This is a genomic window from Peptoniphilus sp. (assembly GCF_034090345.1).
Lineage (GTDB): Bacteria > Bacillota > Clostridia > Tissierellales > Peptoniphilaceae > Peptoniphilus.
The window spans coordinates 1-23,448 of record NZ_JAXDSS010000009.1; the positions used below are offsets into that span (position 1 = coordinate 1).

The following is a 23,448-nucleotide window of genomic DNA, read 5'->3' on the forward strand; positions in this document are numbered from 1 at the left end:
GTCAAATATATAGAGTACTAAAAAGACACGGATTTAGAAAAATAATGCCAAGAAGTAAACATCCTAAGAAAGCAAGTAAAGAGGTCATAGAGACCTCAAAAAAATTAACAGCAGAGCAAAAGAACTTAGAAACGTTAACCCAGATAAAAAAGAATGAGAGCAAATAAAAATAATTTAATAGAGTTAATAGAGTATCTATTAGATATAAATATTGATAAAATACAAATTTTAGGATATGAATCAACAAAAGGTGTAGTTGATAAATTTAAAGTTAATTTTTCAGAAGAAATCGAATTCATAAATTCTTTAGCAAAATTTATAGTTACAACAAAAAAAGATATAAGCAAGATAAATATAAGTTTCTTAAAAAATTGTGGAGAGGAATATTTAAAAAAATTAACGAATGGCATTTATGAGATAAAAAATGGAGGGTATCATAAATGTCCAATAGAAAGAGATACTATATTTTTAGATAATAGAGGAAAAGTTTTTTATTGTGATAGTTATAATGTCTTTAAAGTTGTAGATGAAAATAAAATTTATGAAATAGATTCGCTAATTGATAGGAAACTATCTGAAATAAGTAAAAGAAATGAATTTATAGGAGATATTAAAAATATCATAGATCATAAAAAAATATTTGATAATTGGGAACCATGTTCAAAATGTAAATATTTATATAATAGTTGTATACCTTGTTTAAAAACTGCTTTTAAAAATTTACAAAATGATGTAATTTTTGAGAAGTGTTATGAGTACAATAAATTAACTGATAAATTATATTAATACTGAAAAAGGGTTGATTAAAATGTTGAAAACGAGAAAAAAACCAGAATTATTACACTTACATATGGATATTACTGTGAATTGCAATTTATTTTGTAAATATTGTTTTTACAGTGAGTATAATTCTAAAGAGTTTATAGAAAAAGAATTATCTTTAGATAAGCATAAAAGTATTATAGATGAAGCTATAAATATGGGATGTCAAAAAATAATATTATCAGGGGGAGAAGTTTTGACATCTTACAAATTTAAACCATTAATAAAATATTGTAATGAAAAAAATTGAAAACTATTTTTATAACAAATGGAACTTTATTAACTGATGATACTATTAAATTTTTATCTTTTTATAGAGATACAATTGATGAAATTAAAATTAGCTTTGATGGGAGAGGGAATGATTTTGTTAGAGGAAAGGGGACTACAAAATTAATTTTATCTGCTATAGAAAAGTTAGATAGAAATAATTTTCCGTGGACATTAAATACTATTATAAATAAATATAATGTGGATTATTTAAATGAAATTTATGATTTTTTAGAAAACTACAATCCAAAATATTGGAGATTAGATATTCCTTTTATATCAGGAAGAATGGCAGAGAATAAAGATGAAATAGGTATTTTTGATATGGAGATTATTATAAAAAGATGTGCTAAAATAATAAAAAGAAATATAATAGATACTCACAAAAGTTTTGATTTATGGATATATAATATATATTCTCCAGGATTGGAAAATTATGATTTTGCTGAAAAAACTAAAGATATACATCCTTGTTCATATAATAAAAGAAATTTAGGAATTCGTGGATTAGGAGAAGTTACACCATGTGCTAGATTTTTGGATTTAAAATTATCATCAGTAAAAGGCAAGTCAATTAGAGACGCTAAGAAAGATGAAAAATATAAAAAGTTTTGGGAAATAAAAGTAGGAGATTTTAAAGAATGTTTTGACTGTAGGTATTACAAAATATGTGGTTCGTGATGTAGAGCAAATGCTTATGAATGTTTTGGAGATATTATGAGAAAAGACCCTTTAAACTGCTTGATTTTTCCTGAAATGGAAAAATATATAATCCCCCTATTCTCAATAGAAACACAAAATAGCTTTAAGGAGTTGCTTATATGAAAAATAAAACACATATAAAATTTTATATAATAAGTTTCTTACAATTTTTAATGGAGGAAATAGTAGGTACTTCTTTGATAATATTTTTATTATATAAGGATTTATCTTTAAGAGAAGTAAATTTTTTATTAGCATTTGGATTTTTTATTGTGTGGATAGGGGAGATACCTACAGGTTTAGTGGCAGATAAATATGGAAGGAAAGCTTCTATAATTATAGGCTTAATATTACATTTGATATATTTGTATACATTTATAGAAAAACAGGGATATTATATTTTATTATTTGCTTCAATATTTTCAGGATTATATACTTGTTTTATTTCAGGAAGTTTAGAAGCATGGGTTGTGGAAAATACAGATAGACCAATAGAAGAAATTTTTTCAAACAACAATATTATTAGAAATGTAGCAGGAGTTACGGCCGGAATATTTGGAGCAATATTAGCATCTAAAAATTTAGTGTATCCATGGATATTTAGTTTTATAATTAGCATAGTATTGTTAATTTTTATGATATTTTTTGTATCAGATAATTTTAGATATACGAGTGAGGATAAAAAACAAACAATTAAATCAATATCTATGAATTCTTTAAGTATAGTAAAAAATAACAAAGAAATTCTTATAATTTTCATTGTAGCACTATTTATAGCACTGTCAAATTCAGCAGCTAATGTATTTCAACAGCCAAGATTCTTAGGTACTAGCAACTATCCAATTTGGATAATGGGAATATTGAAAGTAGTATTTTCTATAGCAATGATATTTGGAAGTTATATAGCTAAAATTATTAGTAAAAATAGAGAAGATTATTATGGGGTTTCTATAACATGTTTTATTTTATTTTTGTTTTTAATACTATCTTCAATATCAAACAGATTTTATTTTATATTACCAATGTTTATATTATATGAAATTGGAAGAGGAATGTATCCTGTTACATCTCAAATATTTATAAATAAGAGAATACCTAATGAATATAGAGCTACACTATTGTCGTTATTATCATCATTTTTCCAATTTGGAATGTGTATGGGTTTAATAATTACGGGAATAATTTCAAAAAGTTATATTAATTTAGAGTCTAATCAGATGCCGATACAAATTTCTTGGGCAATATGTTCAATATTTGCATTAATAGCATTTTGCATAATAAACTTAGCACGAATTAAAAAAGACAGTCATTAATATTTTAAGCAATGATCACATTATTTAATTCATTATGAATAAGGATTATATACTATATGATACAGAAGATAAAAAACAATTAATTTTAATAAAGTATAATAAACGAGTTAGTCATTTACGATTAGCTCGTTTTAATGTACTTACAGAAATTCCTGTCATTTCACTAACTTGTTTATATGAATAGGATTTTTTCAATTCTAAAGCATGATTTATTTGTTTTTGTGAAAATTTTTTAGGACGACCTTCTCTATAATCTGATTTTAATTTAGCAATGGCTCTCCCCTCTTGAGTACGCTCTACAATAAGATCTCTTTCAAATTCAGCAAAAGCAAAAAATATTTGCCTAATTAATTTACTAGCAGGAGTATTATCCATAATGCCAATATTTAATATATGGACTCTAACATTTTTTTCTAAAAGAGAATTAATTAATTTAGAACCTTCAATAGCACTTCTTGCAACTCTATCAAGTTTAGTAAACATTAAAGTGTTACCATCTTCCAATAAAGAAAGTAATTTATTTAATTCAGGTTTATCAATTTTTGTTGGCTCTATAATAGCTGTTAGAGATTTACTCCCCAACAGATATTATAGAGCCTTTTTTATTTCCTCGTCTTTTTTATTTCCTCGTCTTTTTTATTCTCGAGACTTTTGCAACAGCTCCTTGTGTTATATAAATAAATTTACATTTGATTCTTCTGCATCACCAAGATAAGTTCCAACTCCTACATATTCAATTCCGTCGATTAGTTCTTCTTTAGTAATTCCCATAACGTCCATACTCATTGTGCAAGCCATTATTTTGACACCGTTTTGCATAGCGCATTTAATCAAGTCTTCTAATGAATTTACATTTTTATCTCTCATTATCTTTTTCATCATTGCAGTTCCTAAACCGCCCATGTTCATCTTAGAAAGACCAAGCTTAGTGCTACCCTTAGGTAACATAAATCCAAACATCTTTTCCATAAAGTTCTTTTTAATGGATGGCGGATTTTGTTTTCTAAGAGCAGACAGTCCCCAGAAAGTGAAGAACATAGTTACAGGTCTGCCCATTGCGGCGGCACCATTTGCAATTATAAAACTTGCCAAGACTTTATCAAAATCTCCGGAGAATACTATCATAGTTTTCCCATCAGGTGTGTTAGTAGGTGCGAGCTTTAATTCATCACTGCCTTTTTTTAAAACTGCAACGTATTTATTTCCATCTTTTCCTGCTGAAATAAGTGTGTTTCCGGTTCTGTTACTCCAAGCTTTAATATCTTTTACAAAACCGGGATCTGAAGCTTGGATTTCTAAAATATCCCCCTCATTTACTGTGTTCATCTTTTCAAAAACTTGCATCAAAGGACCGGGACATTGCATCCCCATACAATTTAGTTTGATTGTCCTGTTGTCTTCGTTATTACTATGGTTTTTGACATTAAAAGTTTTTTCTTGAAAATTTATATTTCCATTATCGGATAACGGCTCTAATTTTGTAGAAGGGTTTAATTTATCATAATGAGTAGATTGATAGAATCTTGTTCCACCGGGATATAATTTAACTTTTTTAAAACCGTTTTGAATTAAAATTCTTGCAGCATTGTAAGAACGAACTCCAATTGCACAGAAAGTTATAATTTCTTTTTCTTTATCGAGTTCAGAAAGTCTATTTCTCAACTGTCCTAAAGGAATATTGACAGAGTTTTCAATTTCAAATGCCATAAGTTCAGCCGGTTCTCTCACATCTAATAGAACTGCATCAGGATTTGTCTTTTCTATGTCCCAAGCTGAAAATTCCACTAAATTATTTAAAGTGTTTTCAGCCGTGAAGCCTGCCATATTAACAGGGTCTTTAGCAGAAGAGAAAGGCGGAGCGTATGATAACTCTAGAGCTTTTAAATCAAAGATACTTCCGTTAAGTTTCATTGTAGTGGCGATTGTATCAATTCTCTTATCGACACTTTCCATGCCAATTATTTGAGCACCGTAGATTTTCATTCCGTCTGTGCTAAATAATAATTTAATAGTTAATGGGCTTGCTCCGGGATAGTAACCTGCATGGGAGTTTTGAGTTACGTATATGTTTTTGAAGTCTTTACCTTCAACAAGACCGTTTTTTAGTAGAGTTTTTTCATTTGAGCCTGTTGATGCAACAGATAAATCGAATACTTGTGCGATTGAAGTGCCCATAGTTCCGGCATAGACTTCATTTCTACCACAGATATTGTTTGCAACAATTCTCGCTTGTTTGTTGGCAGGTCCGGCAAGAGGAATCATGGTTTTTTTATTTAAGATAAAATCATTAACTTCAATGACATCTCCAACGGCATATATGTCTGGGTCATTAGTTAGAAGATTTTCATCAACAATGATTCCACCACGTTCGTTAGTATTTATGCCGGCATCTTTAGCAATTTGGCTATTAGGACGTACACCTATAGATAAAATAACTAAGTCAGAAGTTATTTTTTCTCCGGATTCTAAAACTACAGAGATTTTATCTGAAGTTTCTTCAAATTTAGAAACCGTGCTGTTAAGATGCAGTTTAACGCCATTTTGTGCTATATTTTCGTGTAAAAGTTGAGCCATTTCAAAATCTACAGGTGCCATCACTTGATTTGTACCTTCAACAAGATGGACATTTAATCCTGCATGTTTCAAGTTTTCCATCATTTCAAGGCCAATAAACCCACCACCAATGACGACAACGTCCTTTACATTTTTTTCAGTTAAGAATTTTTTTATTGTAAGTGTATCCGGGACAGTCCATAGAGTTTTAATTCTATCGCTATCAATTCCGGGGATAGATGGTCTTATAGGCGAAGAACCTGTTGAAATTATAAGTTTGTCATAGCTTTCAGCGTATTCAATACCGCTGTCAACTTTTTTAACTATTACTGTTTTAGAATCTCTATCTATTTTAACAACTTCATTTTCAACTCTTACATCAACATTGAATTTAGATTTCATTGCCTCAGGAGTTTCTAAGAAGAGAGCATCTTCAGATTCAATCACACCACCTACATAGTATGGGAGACCGCAGTTGGCATATGAAATATAAGGGCCTCTTTCTAAAACAATTATTTCAGCATCTTTATCCAGTCGCCTGAGTCTTGCGGCAGCTCCTGCACCACCGGCAACTCCTCCGATAATTACAATTTTTTTCATAGTTTTCCACCTTTCAGTAATATATATTTAGTATATATCTTTATAAGATGAGAAGTCGGTGACTAAGTCACAGAAGAAAAATAAGAATGTATGAAGTAGTATGTAATGTTATAATTATCAAATAGGGAGGGAGCATGGGAATATTATCTTTGATTATAGGATTTTTATTTGGAGGATTTGTAACTTATAGTTATGGAAATTACATATTAAATGGAGAAAGAATTAATCCTTTGGTATTTTTATATACTCTTACACTGGCTATAGTATTTAGTATATTTATACATGAGTTGGGGCATTATTTAGCAGCAAAGATAAGTGGATATAGATTTGTAATGTATAGAATATCTTCGTATGCATTGGTAAGAGAAAATGGACATTTAAAATTTAAGAAATTTAAAATTCCGGGAACTCTTGGGCAAAATCTAATGGTTCCAAAACAGAAATTAGGGGAAGACTATCCGTATGTTCTATATAATATGGGTGGAGTTCTTTTAAATTTAATTACGGGAATAATATTTTTTATAATTATGATTAATGCTAGAGGAGATTTAAAAGCTTTTGCATTTCACATGCATATAGTAAATATATTTGGTGTAATAACTAATGGAATTCCATTGAAGGGAATGATTAATAATGACGGGAAGAATGCACTTGAAAGCTATAAAAATAAATCGTATAGGGTGTTAATTCAAGCGTCTTTGATCGCAAGTGAAAGATATTTAAAAGAGTCAGAGAATTTGTGGTCGGAAGATGAAATGAAAGTTTTAACAGCGCCTGATAATATGAAATATTTAGAATTTAACAGTTTTATGGTAGATTATTATTTTGATATTGGAGATTTTAAAAGAGCTGAAAAAACAGCAGAATTGGCTTTGACAAAGCCGGTGTTGTCTTCAGATTTACAAAGACAAGTTTTAATTGGAGAGGTACTCTTCTATAAACTAGTGAATAGAGATGAAGAAGGTATAGAGAAGTACGATACTGAAGAATTTGAAAAATTTAGAAATAAAATATTAAAGGCTCTTATAAATAGATTTCATATAGAATATGCTTTTGCACTGTATGAAAGAGATTATGCGGGAGCTAGAAAGATAAAGAAAGATTTTGAAGAGTATATTACAACTTATCCATTTGTAGGACAGAGTAAGTCTGTTGCAAAATTAATGGATTATGCAGATGAAAAATTAGGTGAAAAATGAGTATTTTAACAGTAAAAAATTTAAGTCATCAATATGGCGGCAGGGAAATTTTAAATGATGTAAATTTTAGATTATTACAAGGAGAACACGTTGGTCTTGTGGGTCCAAATGGAGAAGGTAAGAGCTCCTTTATGAACATCATAACAGGTAAGTTAGTTCCTGAAGAAGGAGAGATAACTTGGGCAAAGAGAGTGAGAGTTGGATATTTAGACCAACACGCCACTTTTGTCGGAGATTATACAGTTAGAGATGTATTAAAGAGCGCATTTGCGCATTTATATGATTGGGAACAAGAAATAAACGCTGCATATATGAAAATGGGAGATGTTGGGGAAGCTGAGTTAAATGAGTTGATGGAAGAAGTTGGAACGCTTCAAACTCTTCTTGAACAACATGATTTCTATATGATTGATTCAAAAGTTGAAGAAATTGCAAATGCATTTGAGTTACACTCAATAGGACTTGATAAAAACTTTAAAGATTTATCCGGGGGGCAGAGGTCAAAGATATTATTGGCAAAGCTACTGTTGGAAAAACCGGATATATTGATGCTTGACGAGCCGACAAATTATTTAGACGAAAATCACATAGATTGGCTGAGAAATTATTTGGTAAATTATGAAAATGCATTTATTTTAATTTCTCACGATATAGACTTTTTAAACTCTGTAATAAATATAATCTATCATGTTGAAAATAAAGAATTGAACAGATATGTGGGGGATTATTCAGAATTTGAAAGACTTAGAGAGTTAAAGAAAAAACAAATAGAAGCTGCATATAAAAAACAACAACAAGAAATTCAAGAGTTGGAAGATTTTGTTGCTAGGAACAAGGCGAGAATTGCCACAAGAAATATGGCAATGTCTAGACAAAAGAAATTAGACAAGATGGAAATTATAGAACTTGCCAAGGAAAAACCAAAGCCGGAATTTAGGTTCTTATCTACTTCACAGATGTCAAAATTAATTTTTGAGACAAAAGATTTGGTCATAGGCTATGAAAAACCACTCACTAAACCTTTGAATTTGAGGATGGAAAGAGGAGATAGGATTGCTCTTGTAGGACCTAATGGAACGGGAAAGAGTACTCTTATAAAAACTGTTTTGGGAGAAGTTAAACCAATTTCAGGTAGCATACATCAAGGACAAAGTATTCAAGTTGGATATTTTAAACAAGAAGAATTTTATGAAGATAAAAAGACGGCGATTGATGAAGTATGGGAAGAGTATCCAAGTTGGAATCAGGCAGAAGTCAGAGCTGCTCTTGCAAAATGCGGTTTGATGACAGAACAGATAGAATCTTTAGTTAGAGTTTTAAGCGGAGGAGAGCAAGCTAAGGTAAGGTTATGTAAAATTTTAAATAGACCGGCAAATGTATTGATGCTTGACGAGCCTACTAACCACTTGGATCCTGAAGCAAAGGAAGAATTAAAACGAGCTATTAAAGATTTTGACGGAGCGGTTTTCTTAATAAGCCACGAAAGAGATTTCTATGAGTCTATAGCAACAGAAGTATGGAATATGGAAGATTTTAAGGAAGTGTAAAATGATTTTTTTAATTTTGGGTTCGATTTTTTCTACGATATCTTCTTTAATTATCTCAAAGAATAACAAGAAAATTAGAATTGTAGATTTTTTCAAAGAACCTAAAATAGTTTTGTTAAATTTTTTGCCTATAATTTTATGCTCTATAATACTTGGTAAATTAAAATTTGTAAATGGGGCAGCGATTGTAATGGTAGTGGTTAACACTTTGGCATTAATCCACTACTACAAAGTTCAGTTTAGAGAAGAACCATTGTATTTTAAAGATATACTGATTTTTAAAGAAGCCATGAATATGTCAGGGCAATATCCACTAAAATTAAATTTTAGTGCTTTAATCTACATACTGTCAATTTTTGTGGCAATAGCAATGCAATGTTACAAAACGGAATTTGAGATATCGACAGCCATACTCTTAATTTCAATTATATGCTTAGGGGTAGTTTGGCATGCCATAAAAAGTGATAGGGTTTATAGAAACTTGACTATAAAAGATATGAACCCATATATTGAGCTTGAAAGCTATCAAAGCAAAGGATTTTTATATCCATTTCTACACTCGCTAACAGATATATTTGAGTATAAATTTAGAAATTATTCTGAGAAAATGGCAGTAGAAGAACTTTCAGAATTTGAGGAAGGCAAAAACTGTGATATAAATTTTTTAGTGATAATGCTTGAATCATTTAAAGATTTTTCAACTGTCCAAGGAAATTTTGAATTTGAAATTGATCCGTATGAAGATTTAAAAAAATTAAAAGCTGAGTCATTGAATGGCGGGCTGATAGTGAATGCGTTCGGAGGTGGAACTTTTATCACTGAAATGCAAGCTTTAAGCGGTTTTTACCATCTTCCTAAATTCAAAAGAAAGACTAAAACTTATGTGAATTATTTTAAAGATTTAGGCTATATGACAACAGCGCACCATCCATAGTATGGGGGATTCTACAATAGAAAACAGATATATAAAAATATAGGCTTTGAAAGTTTTAAATATTACGAAAATTATTTTAAAAACTTCTCTAAAAAGCCGTTGAGAGATAGAGAGTTTTTTGGAAAACTTATGGAAGATTTTGAAGAGAATTCTAAAAAATCAAAAGTTTTTAGTTTTGCAGTGACCTTTCAAAATCACGGGCCGTATACCAAAGACAGAGAAGGCGAGGATATTATAAAGTGGAAAGAAAATTATGACGAAGGACTATTCAACTACTTTAATAATTATCTAAGAGGAATTAAAGATACATCAGAAAATCTTAAAATATTGACAGATAAATTAAATAAAATCGATAAGCCAACTGTTTTGGTTTTATTTGGCGACCACTCTCCAACGATGGGAGAAAATAAAAGTCTAATTGAAATGCTTGATATTGAACAAAATTTAAAGACAATTGAAGGAGTAAAAAATTTGTACGAAACTCCGTATTTGTTTTGGGCTAATGAAAGTTTGAGGCAAAGAACGAAACTTTATGGAGATGGAAGAACTATAGAACCGGCATTTTTGATGGCTGAACTTTTAAATAAGCTTAAAATTAAAGGGAATGCGTATAGTCAGTTTTTATCAAGATATTCTGAAGAACATTCTGTCAGAAAGGATTTCATAAATCTAGACGGACAAGGGAATTTTGAAAATTTGGACACAGAGCAGAGAGAGAAATTTGACAATGTTGAATATTATCAGCAGTTAAAAAATTGAGATTTTGTAGGAGTTGTTCTCTTTGAGAATAGCTCCTTTTTAATGTAATGTATTTTATTAAAAAGGGTAAAATACAATATAAATTAAAATATAGAATTCGGAGGATTAAACATGTTAGAAGTTGGAGTAAAAGCACCTGAGTTTGAACTTGAAGACCAAAACGGGAAGTTACACAAATTAGAAGATTACAGAGGCAAGAAAGTAGTATTATATTTTTATCCTAAAGATAATACACCGGGTTGTTCAATGCAAGCAATTGGATTTTCAGAATTAAAAGATGATTTTGATAAAAAAGATGCAGTGGTCCTGGGAGTGAGCAAGGACAGCGTTAAATCTCATAAAAAATTTGAAGAGAAAAAAGATTTAAAAATTACAATTCTTTCAGACCCGGAACTTAAGGCAATAGAGGCATATGATGTTTGGAAAGAAAAGAAAACTTTTGGAAAGGCATATATGGGAGTTGTTAGAACAACTTATGTAATAGACGAAGAAGGCAAAATTATATATGCAAATGACAAAGTAAAAGCTAAAGAAGACCCACAAAAAATGCTTGGGGAAGTATAATGAACATTATTATTTCACCAACTAAGAAGATGAGATACGTTGAAAATAATTTGGAAATAACGGAATCTGAATTATTAGAAGACACATTGGAAATTTTAAGTTGGCTAAAAGAGAGAACATATTCTGAGTTAAAAACCATATGGCAATGTAATGATAAGATTGCAGAACAAAATTATGAACGAATAAAGAGTATGGAGTTAGATAAAAGAGTTACTCCTGCCATTTTAGCTTATGATGGGATAGTATTTAAAACTATTGAACCCGAAAAATTTAGTCCGAAAGAAATAGAATACCTATCGGACAAATTGAAGATACTTTCAGGATTTTATGGAGTATTAAGCCCGACTGATGGAGTTGTTCCGTATAGACTTGAAATGCAATCGAAGGTAAATATTTTAGGATATAATGATTTATATGCCTTTTGGGGAGATAAATTATACAGACAACTCAAAATGCCGATAGTAAATTTGGCATCGAAAGAATATTATAAAGCCATAGAAAAATATCTGAGAAAAGATGATGTATTTATAACTTGTAATTTTTTTGAAGTTATAGAGAAAAAGCCGGTTCAAAAAGCCACATATTCCAAAATTGCAAGAGGAGAGATGGTAAGATACATGGCTCAAAACAATGTTCAAGAAATTGAACAGATAAAGGGATTTGATAGACTAGGTTATAAGTACAATGAAGGTAATTCAAACGAGAGAGAATATAATTTTTATAGATAAGAAAAAAGTAAACATAAATAAACTTAGAGTTATATAAATTATTATTGAGAATAAATATCGAATAAATAGCTATTTGTAAAAATTTTAAAAATAATAAAAAAGTATTTTTTGAGAAAATGAAAATTTTAAATTAGAAGAGTTAATTCGCGTTAACTCTTTTTTTTTATTATAAAATTAATTCTTTATAAAAAGTTAATGATATAATTCCTTGCAAATGATATATATTATCAAAAAATAAGATCTAAAGTTTATTTAAAGAAAATAAATTTTAATCTGTAAATAAAAAGAAAAGGAGAGAAAGAAAAATGAAGAAATTATTTTTAACAATTATGATGTTGATTTTAATGATGACATCAAGCGTATTGGCTGCTGGGGAAAATTATGATTTGCCGGTTGAGATTATACATTATTCAAGAGAAGCCGGTAAAAAGTCTATGGCAAACGAGGCCATTATACATACAGCAAAAGTCAAAGAAGAAAATGGGAAGCCGATTTATACAGTATCTTTTAAACCGCTACAATTTAGTGGATTAGAAGGGAAAGTAACTAACTTATTTGTAATCTCAGGAAATTCTAAAACTGAAGCTAAAAAAACTGAGAAAAGCGATAAGACAGATTTTGAATTTTCAAGAGATATGTTAAAAGAAAAAGAAATTGAAATAGCAGTTTGGGTGGATGCCATGGATGAACTTGCAGGGGGGACTCCCGGGGCCGGAGAGCAAAAGGCAATATTGAGTTTAGATTGGTCTAATGTTGATGTAAAATCACAAAATAATAAAGAAAATAAAGTTAAAACTGAAGAGAAAAATAGCGATTTAATAAAGATAAATGTAAATGACAAAGAAGTTCAAATGGACACTAAACCGTATATAGAAAATGGTAGAACTATGGTTCCTGTTAGATTTATTTCAGAGGCACTTGGTTTAAAAGTGGATTGGAATGGAGAGGTTCAAAAAGTTTCTATAGATGAAAAAATCAATTTGACAATTGGAAAAGCTGAAATAGAAAAAGATGGAGTAAAAACTAAAATCGACGCTCCGGCAGTTATAAAAGAAAGCAGAACTTTTGTGCCATTAAGAGCAATTGCTGAAATTTCTGGCGCTAAAGTGGATTGGAACGCAGAAACTCGTACAGTGATAATAAAAAAATAGTAAAGGAGAGAAAATAACAATGAATAATAAAATAAATAGAGCGATGGCACTTATGTTGGCATTGCAAATGGCGGCGTCAACTGCTAGTCCGGTTATGGCACAAGTTAGCGCTAGAGGGCCTATGAATGTAGTAACATCTACTACAACACCCTTAACAACAGCTAAATCAAAAGAAGACTTAGAAGATGTAATGGATTACTTGAAGAAAGAAGTAACTGAAAGAGCCAATGAGATAAAGAAAATAATAGATACTAAAGAAGGGGAAGATAAAGAAAGTTATAAAAAATTAGAAATAATTATAAGAGGATATAAAGAAAATTTTGAAGATCAAGACGGAAGCGATTTAATTAGCTTAATAAATAGATTTGAAAAGAATATAAAAAATTATAAAGTAGAAATAGGCAAACACACACCAAGAGACGACGAAAAAGAAAAAGAAAGCAAAAAAGATTTAGTAGGCAGAATAAATAAACGGATAGAAAAATTAAAAGCAGTATCGGGTAAAGAAGAAGTTTCTAGATATATTTCAAGATATGAAGAAGTTGATGAAACTGAATCTAGAGAATATCTATTAGATGCCTTGGTAAAGGGTGATAAATTAGTAAAGGAATTCTATATAAGAAACCAAGCAAAAGAAGAAAACTCTGAATCAGATGAAGATTCTATAATGGATTATTTAAAGAAAGAAGTAACTGAAAGAGCCAATGAGATAAAGAAAATACTAGATAGTAAAGAAGGGGAAGATAAAGAAAGTTATAAAAAATTAGAAATAATTATAAGAGGATATAAAGAAACCTTTGAAGATCAAGACGAAAGCGATTTAATTAGCTTAATAAATAGATTTGAAAAGAATATAAAAAATTATAAAGTAGAAATAGGCAAACACACACCAAGAGACGACGAAAAAGAAAAAGAAAGCAAAAAAGATTTAGCAGGCAGAATAAATAAACGGATAGAAAAATTAAAAGCAGTATCGGGTAAAGAAGAAGTTTCTAGATATATTTCAAGATATGAAGAAGTTGATGAGACTGAATCTAGAGAATATCTATTAGATGCCTTGGTAAAGGGTGATAAATTAGTAAAGGAATTCTATATAAGAAACCAAGCAAAAGAAGAAAACTCTGAATCAAAGGAAGAAGTTGAAAAGAAAAATTCTAATAAAGACAAAGAAGTTGAAGACGTGCAAGATGTCAATGAAGAGGGGGTATTAAAAGAAGGTCAAACATTAACTTTAAAGGAAAAATATGATGAAGGAAAAAATTCAATATATATATTTGAAAGTACATTACCTGAAGATTTTGAATTGGAATTTGAGGGAGTGACTTATGGAATATATAATGAGAAAGTGGAAGGAGAATATATATTAGATAAAATAAAAGATAGACAATACAAGTTAATAGGACCAAAAGAACATTTAGGAGGTATATATTTTATAAATATAAAAGATAAAAATGGGAAGTATAAGTTACCTGAAAAAAGAATGTACATTGAGGGTGTGGAAGGAATTTATTTGCATCAATGGAAAAATAATAAAACAATAATAAACTCTCCCTATTTTATAAATAGTTTGTCGTCTGATTTTGAGTATCATAACGGCAAGATAGCAAATGGAGATCCTAAACAAATTGACCTTTTAAATAAAAATATAAGGCTTATTCTAGTAACTACAGCAGGAAGTAGTGCTTTTCAAATATATACTCCACAAGATGGGAAAGGTAATGTTAAAGGTAGTTTGAACAATGTATTTTATGACTTAAAAGGGACAATAAATTCAGAATATACGGCAGGATCATATGTACTTAAAAATAGTGCATATACAAATTTAAAATTTATTGATGATATAATTAATATGAGAGATTTAGAAGGAAATGGCCCAGCTAAGTCTGTTAAAATATATTACTACGGAACAGAAATTCCAACGGAAATATCATATCCTTTTTCGGAATACAAACCATCTGATCCTAATCCGGCTGTAATTTTAGGCAGGTATAGACTTCCGGAAAAGACTATTCAACTAAAAATCAAACTTAATACTACAGAAGATAAAGTATTAGAAGTGACAGATAACAATACAGCGGTTGCCGGCAATCCTGCATATGCTTCATATATGGCAGAAGGGTTTAAAGAGTACAGGGGCAAGACATTAGAAGAAATTGAAAAAATAGTCATAGAAGACAGAGATAAAGATATAAAAGCACAAGCGACAGCAGATGTTAAAAAGGCAGTAAAGAGTGCGATTATAGATGCTTTAAAGGGAAATAACAAAAAAAGAGCAACATATTCTGAAATAAAGAAAAATTTAAAAACACTTATAAATGAGTCTTATGAAACATTGTTAGAAATAGAGCAAGGAGCATTTAAAGATAGTAATGTAAATGAATTTAAAACTGCTTACCAAAAAGCGTTAGAAACCTTTGGGAATAACAATGACGATGCAAGTTTACCTAAAGTTTACGATTCTTTAAATAGTACAAAAAATGCTTTACAGAGAAAAGATAAAGATAATAAATTATTGGAAGCTGCAGTGCAAAATGCAAGAACTAAAAAGGCAGAAGATTATGAAGAATGGTCTTATGCCTTTTTAGAAAAAGCTATAAAGGAATGTGAAGAGGAGTTAAACAAACATTTAAATCCTACTCAAATACAGGATAAGATTAAAAAATTACAAGATATAGAAAAAAGTTTAGTACCTAAGCTTAAAGGGGAAAGACAGTATTTTAAGGTAAAGGGAAGAATTGCCGAGAGTGGGCTTTCTTCTGATTCTATGGCAAATGATGCGATGTCTAAGGAAATCTATATAGAGCAAGTAGCGGGAAAAACTATATATCATTTGTTATTTAAACCTATGGAAGTTATGGGAGTAAAGGCGGAAATTCAAAATTTAAAGCATTTTGAAGATAATCAATTTAAGGAGACAAGTGTAAGACTAAGTAAAAGCCCGGGATATACTAAAGTAATTTCGTTTATAAGAGATGCACAAGATGAAAAAGAGTTCAAGATTCAAACAGGAGCCTATATGACATCAGCTAATATTGACTATAGAGATGCTGATTTGAAGTTAGAGAATAAAAAAGAAACAATTACGGAAAGTCAATTAAAAGATGCTATTAAGTCAGAAATTCCTAATTTAAGTATTACTGATGGAAAGGATTCAAAAATTAAAACAGATAAAAATATAGGAGATAATATTGAAGATAAAAAGGCAATTGAAGCAGGTGTATATAAAATTCCGTTTGAGTGGAAGAGAGATGGGTCTGAAGAAGAGGCTATGGGTAAAGAGGCTTTTAGCTCTATAACTGCCAAGGTGGATGGAGAAAAAGCGACCATAACTATAAATACAAGAGAATTAGAAATTAAAAATAATAACGGAGTTTTAAAAGGACATTTACTAGGCTTATTTATAAAGGATGGAAGTAGTAAGTCCGACAATGAAACGGATAAAAGTAAAGCATTAAAAGGTGAAATTGAAACTACAAAATCTGATTTTAAAACTATAACTAGTCCGACAAGTAAGATTAAAAAGTATCCAACTAAATTTACTTTTACAGTTCCTAAAGAAGTTTTAACTAAAAAGTATGAAGTTAATGTAAGGGTTATTGTAGATATAATGGATATGCTTGCAAAAGGAGAACCCGGTTCAGGTAAAGGAAGTAAATCGGCAAAGCTTGTTTTAAATCCTAATTCTGAAAGTCTTAAACCTGTGGTTGATAGTGGGGAAAGTAGTACTGAGATAAGTATTACAAAAGACGATTTAAGAAAAGAATATTATAAGTCTTATGCACTATCTGAGAGAGATTATGAACCAAGTTCATGGAATATTTTTAAAGAAAAATATGACAGAGCGGCAGATATTTTGATTGAAAATAAAAACTTTACACAAGATGAGATAGACAGAGCTAAAGAAGAATTAGTTAAAGCAAGAAACGGGCTTAAGAGACTAAGTAATTCTTCATCTACTAATGCTGATGGAAGAGTTATTAATGGGACAAATTCAAATATGTATACAATGCGAGTAACTGCATTAGAAGCGGATAGAAATGAAACTTCAATGGCAGCTAATGCCATAGTAAACCCTGTAACTATAAGAGAAGAAAATAATAGATTGTATGCGGATGTTAAAATGCAATCAATCAATTACAGAGGATTTGAAGGAGAAGTTCAAGAGTTATTTAGCTTTAGCGGCAATAGTCGCTATGGAAGTAGAATTCCTGCGCGCAAGTCAGGAAACATATTTACATTTGAAGTTCCAAGGGAAGTTTTAGATAGAAATACAGAAGTTTGGTTAGAAGTCAATGTGGATATGATGGATGCTTTAGCTGGCGGCGGCTACGGCTCCGGAAATAGAGTTTTTAGAATGGTCTTTGATCCATCAAATAAAAGCCAAGTAAGCTCAAACTATAATCCAAATTTCAACTCTAGATTTAGTATAAAAGATGAATTAGATAGAGAGATTAGAAATGGATTAAACTATAATTCTAGAGATTATGAAGATAGATCTTGGAGAGATTTTCAATATTCATTGGATAGAGCAAGAGATGTAGTAAGAGATTCCAGAGCTTCTGATAGAGATATAAGCAGGGCATTAGATGATTTGATCAGAGCGAAGAGAAATCTTATTAAGAATAATACGACAAAGAGCGTTGAAACTAAAAATTCATTAGAAAGTAAGAAAATTAATGAAAATGTAAAGACTTATGAAGTAGGAGTAGAAGTTTTAAGAGCTGATGGAAATGGTACTTCAATGGCAAGGGACGGAGTTCATAAAATAGCTAGAGTTGAAGAAAAAGATGGCAAGTTCAAATACTATGTTTCATTTAAACCTATTGAAAAGTCATTTAAAGGTAGAACTTTAACAGGGAATATAACAAAATTATTCTACTATGACGGAGGCAAGTATGAGGCTACTAATGAAGGTGGAGGAGTTTGGTCATTCACTTTAAATTCTAAAATAGAAGATGTGAAAATTGCTGTTTGGGTAGATGCAATGGATGAATTAAGAGGTGGACGTCCGGGCGCTGGTGAACAAGATGCAATCCTAAGATTTAATTGGTCATCTGCTAAAGATATAACGCCTAAGAAGAATGAAGAAAAGAAAGTAATAAATAAATCTGGCAATCTTTACGACATTCAAAATCATTGGGCAAGAGTAGCTATAGAATTTGGCTTGTCTAAAGGATATTTTGAAGGAGTAGGAGATAACAAATTTGAGCCGGATAGAGGCATGACAAGAGGAGAATTTGTAACAGTTCTTGGAAGAATTCAAAAAATTGATAAGAATAGATACCAAAATTCTAAGTTCTCAGATGTAAAACAAGGCGAATTTTATGCACCATATGTGAACTGGGCAAGTGAAACGGGAATAGTCAACGGAGTGGGAAATGAAAGATTTAATCCAAATGATGTTATGACTAGAGAACAAATGGCTGTAATAATGGCTAGATATTTAAAAGTTGCAGGAATCAAAGTTCAAAATGGAGGAAATTCAGAATTTAAAGACAGCTCTAAGATTTCAAGCTGGGCTAAGGATTCAGTTGAAGAACTTGCAAAAGCTAAGATTGTAAACGGAATGGAAGACGGGACATTTAGTCCTAAAACTCCATTTACAAGAGCTCAAGTAGCACAAGTGCTGTATAATATCTATAAATAAAAATTGAGAAGCTTTAGGGTCAGACCTTAGAGCTTCTTTTTAAATTCAAAATATTTCTTCATCTTCTATTTTATAACCGCACTCTGGGCAGAATTTAAAGTAATCTTCTAATTTAAAACCACAATTAGGACAGAGGTTATGCTTGTGGAAATTTTTAAAATTTGTCTTATGAACTCGCTTTTTAGAGAAGTCTTTCTTTTTATGACTTTTATGAAAAGATATATTTATTCTTAGCTTGTACACCAATAAAAAGATGCCTATTGAAATAATTATAAAGCCACATATATGTAGTGCGGTTACGATGAAAGGGTCTACGCCATCTCTTAGTAAAGTCATTCTATTTGAAATTGAAAAATAGCTCCAAATAGTTCCTAAGAAAATTAAGGATATCGCAGCTAAAGCTTCTGAAAAATTTGGACCATTTGTATTATTTTTCATATAATCACCCGTATACATATACCCAATATGTATCGAAATCATGTTATAATAAATTAGGATTAAGGAGAGAGATGATTGAATAATATAAAGGCTTTAAAGGAAATTGAAAGAAGTTTAATAAAAAGTTACAGAAAATATATATGGGTGCCTTTTGTAAAAGGAGTTAATGAATTTGAAATGATTCAAGATGGAGATAAAATTGCAGTTGCAATCTCAGGGGGGAAAGATTCTCTTACACTTGCAAAATGTCTACAAGAGCTTAAAAGGCATGGGAAAATGAACTTTGAGCTTGAATTTATAGCTATGGACCCAGGTTATAACAATAAAAATAGAGAAACACTTAAATACAACTGTGAGAAGCTTGGGATTCCTTTGAAGATTCACAATTCAGATGTGTTTGAAGTTTCTCAAAAAGTGTCTGATGGCTCTCCATGCTATATGTGTGCAAGAATGAGAAGAGGAAATTTATATGCCAAAGCACAGGAACTTGGTTGTAATAAGTTGGCTCTTGGACACCATTTTGATGATGTAATAGAAACTATAATGTTAAATATACTTTTTGCAGGAAACTATAAGACTATGATGCCAAAACTTCATTCTCAAAATTTTGAAGGCCTTGAGTTGATAAGACCCATGTATTATGTAAGGGAAGAGTCGGTTATAAATTTTATAAATTCTACAGGTATTCATGCACTTGACTGTGCTTGCGAAGTTGCAGAGAAAAAAGAAGAAGGCTCTATGAGAGGTTATATCAAGAGTTTAATTACAAAAGTAGAGGAGAAAAACCCAAATGCGGCAATAAGCATTTTGAGGTCAGCTGAAAATGTTGAATTGGGAGCTATTATAGGATATAAGGATAAAGACGGAAAAAAAATATCTTTTATGGAAGAATATTAGAGGTGAAGATTGAAATTTATATCGTGGAACGTAAACGGACTTAGAGCAGCAGTGAAAAAAGGTTTTGTAGAAAAACTTGCAGAGATGAACCCTGATATAATTGGACTTCAAGAAATAAAACTTTCAGAAGGACAGTTGGAACTTGAACTTGAGGGCTATGAATTATATTATAATTATGCAGAGCGAAAGGGATATTCAGGAACGGCAGTTTTTACAAAATTAAAACCGATTTCTGTAACTTATGGAATAGGGATTGAAGAGCATGATACAGAAGGGCGAGTTATAACTCTTGAATTTGAAGATTATTATTTTATAACTTGTTACACACCTAATTCAAAGAGAAAATTGGAACGTTTAGATTACAGAGTAGTTTGGGAAGATTCTTTTAGAAACTATCTAAATGAACTTGATAAAAATAAACCTGTGGTATTGTGCGGAGATTTAAATGTAGCGCATAATGAAATAGACTTGGCAAATCCGGATACAAATCATAAATCTGCTGGATTTAGTGACGAGGAGAGAGCTAAGTTCACAGAACTTTTGGCGAGCGGATATGTAGATACGTTTAGATATTTTTATCCGGATAGAGCCGATGAATATAGTTGGTGGAGTAATTTTAATAAAGCGCGTGAGAGAAACATAGGTTGGAGAATAGACTACTTTGTAGTCTCTGAAAGATTTTTAGATAGGATTGAAGATTCTAAGATTCACCAAAGTGTTATGGGGTCTGATCATTGTCCTGTTGAACTTATTTTAAAGTGAGGTAATAATGAATAATTTATTGACAGAAAAAATACAAGAAAACTTATATTACATTGGAGTAAACGACAGAATAACTCAACTTTTTGAGGGCATGTGGCCGCTTCCGGATGGAGTTGCATATAATTCATACTTACTTACAGGGGAAGTTAGCATTTGTATGGATGTTGTAAAAGATACTACAGTGCAAGGATTCTTAGAAAAGTTATATGAAATTCTAGGGGATAAAGAACTTGATTATCTTGTAATAAACCATATTGAACCGGATCACTCGAGTGGGATTGTTGAGTTACTTTCAATATATCCGCATGTAAAAATAATATGTAACAAAAAGACAGTGCCGCTTCTAGAAAGCTACTATGGAATTACAGAAAATATAATCGAAGTAAAAGACGGGGAAGTTTTAAAGCTTGGAGATAGAGAACTTACTTTTTATATGACACCAATGGTTCACTGGCCTGAATCGATGGTATGCTACGAAGAGGCTACAAAAACTCTATTCTCTCAAGACATATTTGGTGGATTTGGTACATTAAACGGTGCAATTTTTGATGACGAGGTAAAATTTGACGACTACTATCTATCTGAAACAACTCGTTACTTTATAAATATAGTTGGAAAATATTCAGGACAAGCTTTAAAAGCACTTAATAGGTTAGAAAGCCTTGATATAAAGACAATTTGCCCGGTGCATGGAGTTATTTGGAGAAAAGATCCTTCAAAGATATTAGATTTGTATACAAGACTTTCAAAACAGAAAGTTACAGATGGTGTAGTAATAATTTATGGAAGTATGTATGGAAATACAGAGAGAATGGCAGAAGCAGTTGCAAAAGGAGTTGTTGAAGGCGGAATAAGTGATGTTAGAATTAGAGATATATCAAAAACTAACTTATCATATTTATTAGCGGATACATGGAAATATAAAGGGGTTATTTTAGGTTCATGTTCTTATAACAATAATATATTCCCGCCAATGTCATTCCTAATTGAAGAATTAAAACATCAAAAGATGAAAAATAATATTTGGGGATTCTTCGGCTCATATTCTTGGAGCGGTGGAGCAATGAAAAGATTTGACCAGTTTGCAGAAGAAATGAAGTACAATGTTTTAGGTATAAAACCTGAAATCAAAGGGGCTGCAACAGACGAACAAATTCAAGAATTAAAAGACCTTGGAAAAGAAATGGCTAAGAGAATTCTTGAAGATAAAAAAGAAGATTAATTGTGAAAGTAGAACTTGTTAATTCAAGTTCTATTTTTTTTAGATATTTCTTGTATTTTTTATGTTTATTATTTCAATATCCTTATCATACCGATTATTTAATGTTTAGGAAATGATTAGTATTAGTTTTAATAAAAATTTTAAAAAATGGTTGTTAGGCGAAGTTAAATGATATATAATATCATTAAATACCGACTACATCGTCGGTATAAGAGGAGGAAATATATGTGTGCTGCCAAAAGGTTGAGCGTAAAGGAAAGAAAAAAAGAAATCATGGACTCAGCTGCAAAAGTAATTGCCGAAAAGGGACTGGAAAAGACAACAATGGAAGAAATTATTGAAGGAACAACTTTATCAAAGGGTGGGGTTTATCACTATTATGGAAGTGTTATAGAAATATTTAAAGATATTATGCTTAATGGGATTAAATATAGAGACGAAATTATAAGAGAACATCTGGCTAAATCTCAAAAAAATGTAACTAAGGAATTTATGGCTAAGGAGCTTGTTACAAAGATAATTGATGACAACCTTTATATGCCGCTTTACATTGAGTTTTTAATTGCTAAAAAAAGAAATCCTGAGCTCTGTGAACTTATGGTGGAATTACAGGAGCAGACAAAAGAAAGACTCAAAATATCTATGAATGAAGAACTAAAATGGATAAATGAAGCCAATATTTTTCAATTAGTTACTGATTTTACAAATGCAATGATTATTGCGGCAGATGTTTTAGACGCTAGAGAAAATTTCGCCAAGAATAGAAAGATTTTAGAAAAAATGATTATTTGCATATTTGAAAATGGAGAGGAATAAAATAAAGCTTTATAAGAATAGATAGTTTTTTCTAGGATCCGTTAATCTGCTTATCGATAGCTATGATAAGGCAAATAGAATATTTTTTATAATCAAGGGTTAGTATACACTAGCTGAAAGGAGATAAATTAATGAAGGAGAAAAAACATAATAATAAATTGCTTGATTCTACTTCGGAAATCAAGAAGCCCAAGGGAAATGAAAATTTAATAAGAGATATAGAGAATTTAAACCTCGATGTTCCTAATGAAATTATGCAGCGAATCGAAAGTGATGTTGAGCAAAGTGAAAAGCAACCCAAAATTAGCATGGGGGGATTAAATAAAGCGCTTATGAGTATAGCTCCGGAGTATAAGGGGAAGATGCAACTTTCTGTTATTTTGGCCTGCATTGGAGAACTTTTTAGCTTTTCTACTTATTTCTTCAGTGCCTATGCGGCAGGGTGGCTTATAAAAAATGCCGGCGGTAACCCGGTCAGTTTTGATGCACTTCTGAAATATGCTTTTTTGGCAATAGGTTCACTG

Annotated in this window: 19 protein-coding genes and 2 pseudogenes; 18 read left to right on the top strand and 3 right to left on the bottom strand. The window is 30.7% G+C overall.

All coding sequences use genetic code 11. The features are described 5' to 3' along the window. Positions 1–5: 5 nt before the first annotated feature. The 5 genes from SOR77_RS10205 (at position 6) to SOR77_RS00460 (ending at position 3,107) form a co-directional block, all read left to right on the top strand. A complete protein-coding gene (locus SOR77_RS10205; protein WP_414153373.1) occupies positions 6–167 on the top strand; it encodes a winged helix-turn-helix domain-containing protein in 162 nt (53 codons plus the stop codon). Next, the gene (locus tag SOR77_RS00445; RefSeq protein WP_320635248.1) at positions 154–786 is read left to right on the top strand and encodes a hypothetical protein; all 633 of its coding nucleotides are present in this window, start codon (positions 154–156) and stop codon (positions 784–786) included. Before SOR77_RS10205 ends, SOR77_RS00445 begins: the two co-directional genes overlap by 14 nt. A 64-nt stretch (positions 787–850) precedes the next feature. Then, entirely contained in the window at positions 851–1,072 is a 222-nt protein-coding gene (locus SOR77_RS00450; protein ID WP_320635249.1) for a radical SAM protein, read from the top strand. Beyond that, complete coding sequence (locus tag SOR77_RS00455; RefSeq protein ID WP_320635250.1) at positions 1,069–1,773, top strand: radical SAM protein; 705 nt, start codon at positions 1,069–1,071, stop codon at positions 1,771–1,773. The genes SOR77_RS00450 and SOR77_RS00455 overlap by 4 nt, the downstream gene beginning before the upstream one ends. Positions 1,774–1,913: 140 nt before the next feature. Further along, complete coding sequence (locus SOR77_RS00460; RefSeq protein ID WP_320635251.1) at positions 1,914–3,107, top strand: MFS transporter; 1,194 nt, start codon at positions 1,914–1,916, stop codon at positions 3,105–3,107. A 111-nt stretch (positions 3,108–3,218) separates the two neighbouring features. Here SOR77_RS00460 and SOR77_RS00465 read toward each other — a convergent pair whose 3' ends face one another. Continuing rightward, a complete protein-coding gene (locus SOR77_RS00465; RefSeq protein ID WP_320635252.1) occupies positions 3,219–3,689 on the bottom strand; it encodes a recombinase family protein in 471 nt (156 codons plus the stop codon). Positions 3,690–3,776: 87 nt separating this feature from the next. Next, positions 3,777–6,260: an FAD-dependent oxidoreductase gene (locus tag SOR77_RS00470; protein ID WP_320635253.1), complete on the bottom strand. Its 2,484-nt coding sequence runs from the start codon at positions 6,258–6,260 to the stop codon at positions 3,777–3,779. Between the two features lie 134 nt (positions 6,261–6,394). Between SOR77_RS00470 and SOR77_RS00475 the strand changes: the two genes are divergently transcribed. From SOR77_RS00475 to SOR77_RS00510, 8 genes and pseudogenes are all read left to right on the top strand, one after another. Next, positions 6,395–7,459: a site-2 protease family protein gene (locus SOR77_RS00475; RefSeq protein ID WP_320635254.1), complete on the top strand. Its 1,065-nt coding sequence runs from the start codon at positions 6,395–6,397 to the stop codon at positions 7,457–7,459. Beyond that, complete coding sequence (locus SOR77_RS00480) at positions 7,456–9,006, top strand: ABC-F family ATP-binding cassette domain-containing protein (RefSeq protein ID WP_320635255.1); 1,551 nt, start codon at positions 7,456–7,458, stop codon at positions 9,004–9,006. The genes SOR77_RS00475 and SOR77_RS00480 overlap by 4 nt, the downstream gene beginning before the upstream one ends. Before the next feature lies 1 nt (position 9,007). Continuing rightward, positions 9,008–9,940 carry a hypothetical protein gene (locus tag SOR77_RS00485; RefSeq protein ID WP_320635256.1) on the top strand — a complete coding sequence of 311 codons (933 nt, stop codon included), beginning with the start codon at positions 9,008–9,010 and terminating at the stop codon, positions 9,938–9,940. 18 nt (positions 9,941–9,958) lie between these two features. Continuing rightward, a pseudogene (locus SOR77_RS00490) lies at positions 9,959–10,699 on the top strand (sulfatase-like hydrolase/transferase); the annotation flags it as partial. 111 nt (positions 10,700–10,810) lie between these two features. Then, the gene (gene bcp / locus SOR77_RS00495; protein WP_320635257.1) at positions 10,811–11,263 is read left to right on the top strand and encodes a thioredoxin-dependent thiol peroxidase; all 453 of its coding nucleotides are present in this window, start codon (positions 10,811–10,813) and stop codon (positions 11,261–11,263) included. Further along, positions 11,263–11,991, top strand: a complete 729-nt coding sequence (gene yaaA / locus SOR77_RS00500; protein WP_320635258.1) for a peroxide stress protein YaaA — start codon at positions 11,263–11,265, stop codon at positions 11,989–11,991. Before bcp ends, yaaA begins: the two co-directional genes overlap by 1 nt. A 305-nt stretch (positions 11,992–12,296) precedes the next feature. Then, positions 12,297–13,142, top strand: a complete 846-nt coding sequence (locus SOR77_RS00505; protein WP_320635259.1) for a stalk domain-containing protein — start codon at positions 12,297–12,299, stop codon at positions 13,140–13,142. A 19-nt stretch (positions 13,143–13,161) separates the two neighbouring features. Then, positions 13,162–18,789, top strand: a complete 5,628-nt coding sequence (locus SOR77_RS00510; RefSeq protein ID WP_320635260.1) for an S-layer homology domain-containing protein — start codon at positions 13,162–13,164, stop codon at positions 18,787–18,789. A gap of 45 nt (positions 18,790–18,834) precedes the next feature. Here SOR77_RS00510 and SOR77_RS00515 read toward each other — a convergent pair whose 3' ends face one another. Continuing rightward, on the bottom strand, positions 18,835–19,227 hold the full coding sequence (locus tag SOR77_RS00515; protein ID WP_320635261.1) for a zinc ribbon domain-containing protein: 393 nt from the start codon (positions 19,225–19,227) through the stop codon (positions 18,835–18,837). A gap of 75 nt (positions 19,228–19,302) precedes the next feature. Here SOR77_RS00515 and SOR77_RS00520 point away from each other — a divergent pair, with 75 nt between their 5' ends. The 5 genes and pseudogenes from SOR77_RS00520 to SOR77_RS00540 all read left to right on the top strand — a co-directional run. Then, positions 19,303–20,124, top strand: coding sequence for a tRNA 2-thiocytidine biosynthesis TtcA family protein (locus tag SOR77_RS00520; protein WP_320635262.1), 822 nt, complete (start codon positions 19,303–19,305; stop codon positions 20,122–20,124). A 9-nt stretch (positions 20,125–20,133) separates the two neighbouring features. Further along, positions 20,134–20,886 (top strand): exodeoxyribonuclease III, encoded by a 753-nt coding sequence (locus SOR77_RS00525; RefSeq protein ID WP_320635263.1) that lies wholly within the window; start codon positions 20,134–20,136, stop codon positions 20,884–20,886. A 7-nt stretch (positions 20,887–20,893) separates the two neighbouring features. Next, positions 20,894–22,108, top strand: a complete 1,215-nt coding sequence (locus SOR77_RS00530) for an FprA family A-type flavoprotein (protein WP_320635264.1) — start codon at positions 20,894–20,896, stop codon at positions 22,106–22,108. Positions 22,109–22,333: 225 nt separating this feature from the next. Further along, a complete protein-coding gene (locus SOR77_RS00535) occupies positions 22,334–22,924 on the top strand; it encodes a TetR/AcrR family transcriptional regulator (RefSeq protein ID WP_320635265.1) in 591 nt (196 codons plus the stop codon). A 131-nt stretch (positions 22,925–23,055) separates the two neighbouring features. Beyond that, positions 23,056–23,448: pseudogene (locus SOR77_RS00540) on the top strand (ABC transporter ATP-binding protein); the annotation flags it as partial.